5 protein-coding genes are annotated in these 2,844 nt (G+C 71.8%); all 5 read right to left on the bottom strand.

The window, feature by feature from the left end:
- Positions 1 to 17: 17 nt before the first annotated feature.
- Positions 18 to 263 carry a hypothetical protein gene (locus tag C1I97_RS34665; RefSeq protein ID WP_111006941.1) on the bottom strand — a complete coding sequence of 82 codons (246 nt, stop codon included), beginning with the start codon at positions 261 to 263 and terminating at the stop codon, positions 18 to 20.
- 32 nt (positions 264 to 295) lie between these two features.
- Positions 296 to 1,042: a hypothetical protein gene (locus C1I97_RS34660; RefSeq protein WP_111006940.1), complete on the bottom strand. Its 747-nt coding sequence runs from the start codon at positions 1,040 to 1,042 to the stop codon at positions 296 to 298.
- Positions 1,043 to 1,067: 25 nt separating this feature from the next.
- A complete protein-coding gene (locus C1I97_RS34655; RefSeq protein ID WP_181447049.1) occupies positions 1,068 to 1,775 on the bottom strand; it encodes a hypothetical protein in 708 nt (235 codons plus the stop codon).
- Entirely contained in the window at positions 1,772 to 2,206 is a 435-nt protein-coding gene (locus C1I97_RS34650) for a hypothetical protein (RefSeq protein WP_111006939.1), read from the bottom strand. The genes C1I97_RS34655 and C1I97_RS34650 overlap by 4 nt, the downstream gene beginning before the upstream one ends.
- A gap of 104 nt (positions 2,207 to 2,310) precedes the next feature.
- Positions 2,311 to 2,808, bottom strand: a complete 498-nt coding sequence (locus tag C1I97_RS34645) for a hypothetical protein (RefSeq protein ID WP_181447048.1) — start codon at positions 2,806 to 2,808, stop codon at positions 2,311 to 2,313.
- Between the last annotated feature and the right edge of the window lie 36 nt (positions 2,809 to 2,844).

The following is a 2,844-nucleotide window of genomic DNA, read 5'->3' as shown; positions in this document are numbered from 1 at the left end:
GTATAAGAGACAGGAGGCTATGGCGGTCGGCGTGGGTCGTGGTGGGCGCCGCATCCGGCCGAGAGAAGCGCTTGGGAGGCGGCCGGGGACTGGCTGGGCTGCTGGGCGATCGGCAGGTGATGGGGCAGCCGGTGATAGCCCCCGCACGGTCCGGGAACAGGGATGAAACTCGCCGCCTGCAGGACGCCGGCTTCCTGTTCGTCGCCGCCGATGGCGACGACGAGACCGGTCCGGGTGTTCCGGGTGATGGTGATGTAGTCCATCGCCAGGAATTCGGGCTCGCTGTCGCGGAGCTTCAGCGGCCTCTCCCGGTCGAGGCCCTGGTGGCAGCCGGGGCCGGTATGGGCGTCGGCGGGGTGGCGGTGGGCGCGATCCGGCCTGAGGGGTGCTGGAGCGCGACGGCGATGCCGTGCGCGTCGAGCTGCGGTCCGATCGCCCGCACGGCGCGTGCCTGGGCGGTGGTGTCGTCGCCGCTGAGGCGGTAGGTGCCGCTGTCGTCGCGGACGAACCCGTTGGCGGCCAGGACTTCGGCGGCCGTGTCGCTGACAGGGGCGGCGGCGAGGCTGCCGTCCGGCTGCCAGGTCAGGACGACCCGGTCCGGCTGGGACGGCTGGATGTCTGCCGCGTTGCAGCGGGCCTGGGCGAGGGCCGTGTCGAAGCGGGCCAGGAGGTCGCCGGCGACCAGCTCCGCGCTGTGGAACGGGTCGTCGGTCAGGGCGATCCCGTCCGGTTCGCGCAGGCCCCGGAACGCCTCTGCGGGGAGGCCGCTGGGGGCGACGGCGGCGATGAGGAACCCGCCGTGCTCGGGCCGGTGGAGGACGACGAGCTGCGCACCGTCCTGGCGGGTGAGGACCGCCGCCTGCTGGAGCGGATGCTCGGCGAGGGCCTGGGCTACGAGGTCCATGTCCCAGATGCGGTCGGTGAGTTCGGCGAGGTCGTCCTTGTCCCCAACCGGGTGGTGACGGCTGGTCCAGCCATCGGGCAGCTCACCGGCGAGGACATCGGCGAAAGTGGCGAGGCGCTCGGAGTCGTGGTCGTGCATGTCTTCCTTGATCAGGTGGGCGGTGTCAGCGGCGCGGCCCGGGAGTGATGTGTGGCGGCGATGCCGGCACAGCGCGCGGAAGGGGCGGGCAGGCGTACACGGCGGGGCGTTCACGCTCGGTGGCGGGGACTTCTTCAGCGCAGGTGCTGCGGCCGGGGTGTGCGGCGTGCCGGTCGGCGAGGTTGTTCCGGGTGTGGATGAGGTCGGTGTGGATGACGTGCAGGCGCTCGTCAGCGAGGTAGCGCAGGCGACGGGCGACATGCGGGTCGGCCGTGTCGTCCATGCCGTCGTGGAAGTCCGCAGTGGCCTGGAGGATCTCGTCGACCGCGGCGAGGATCCCGTCGTGGGAGGCGGTCAGCTCGGTGAGGACCTCGGCCACCTCGTCGGTGGTGGTGGCCTCGCGGATGCGCTCGGCGAGCTGCGCGACCTGGGCGCCCAGGAGCAGATAGCGAGGCGGGCGCCACTCGGTGCTGAAGCCCTCGTCGCAGTCGACGTGGTGGCCGACGGCCCGCAGCCGGGCTACGGCTTCGGTGGCGAGGCGGGTCTCCTCGTCCACCGTGAGGTCGGTGGGCGCGCGGTGATAGGTCTCGCGGAGCCGGACGACGGGGACGAACCCCGCGCGCTGCAGGATGCCGTGGGCCTCGGGGTCGCCGCCGCGGGCGAGAACCTCGTCGGAACGCGGGTCGCGGCGGATGGTCAGGACGCGGCCAGGGCGGCGGACAGGGAGAGTCACCGGCCGCCTCGCGCGTCGGCGATGTGCACGAGCTGGCCGAGGGCTGTGGTCGTGTACCAGCCACAGTCGATCAACGCGTCCTGCCCCGCGTACTTCGGCAGGAGGTGGTCCTCCATGGCGCGCAGGTAGATCAGGCAGTCCGGGCAGCGGCGGGAGAGGTGCACGAGGTAGCGCGGGTGGCCGGTGACGTACGTCTGCGCGCCCCCGGTGGCGTCGCGCAGCCGCCACCCGTCCTCGTCGGTCGGCGTGTGCCAGGAGGGCGCGACGACACGCATGGCGTCTCCCCACAGCTCTTCGCCAGCTACTCCTTTGAGGACGACGACCTGGTCTCCGGCCGCAAAGTGGGCGTGGGTGACGTCCCGGGCAGGGGTGAGCGGGTCAGGTGTCGGCGCGAAGGCCGGAGTGGTCGGGGGCAGGCAGGGCTCGGTCACGGAAGGTCCTATCCACGCAGGTCGGGTGGCGGCGGGAGGACCAATGGTCCGGAGGATCGCCGGTTTGGCCAACCGGCGATCCTCGGCTATATTCCGGGCCGTTTTTACCGGTAGGGGTTCTCGGTTCCGCGGTCCGATTCCGTGGCGGCGTCGAGGAGTTCGAGCAGGTCAACGCCTTCCGCGTCGCGCTGGTCGATCCACCATCCGGCCCTGGTGATCGCGCGGGCCTTCTCCTCCAGCTCCGCCCAGTCGGCCTCGTCCCAGGTGCCCTCGACAACCAGCGCGGTGTGCGCGGCGATCATCAACTGGTGGCGGGAGCGCTCACCCCAGTCGAGGGCCTTCTCGGGACCTTCCAGCGGCGGCATGTCGAAGCGCTCGGCCCACTCGGCGGCGGCCTGCTGTTCCTCGGCCCGCTTGGCGGCGAGCCACTGCTCCTTGGCTTCGGTGTCGGCGTCGCGGGCGGCCTTCCAGCAGTCGGTGCAGTCCTTGGCCGCGAGCCAACGGGCGAATCCGGCCCGTTTGTCGGCGGGGCGGTTGGACAGGTCGTGGACGACCTCGTGGCCGCAGTCGTGCGTGATGGTCCACTGCGTGCGGACAGCCATGAAGAGATCTCCTAGGTTCGGGGGTGCGACGGGCGG

The sequence above is a fragment of the Streptomyces sp. NTH33 genome, assembly GCF_003236365.1.
In the GTDB taxonomy this organism is placed as follows: Bacteria; Actinomycetota; Actinomycetes; order Streptomycetales; family Streptomycetaceae; genus Streptomyces.
Note: the sequence above shows the minus strand (reverse complement) of the source record. Positions and strands in the feature narration are given on the sequence as shown.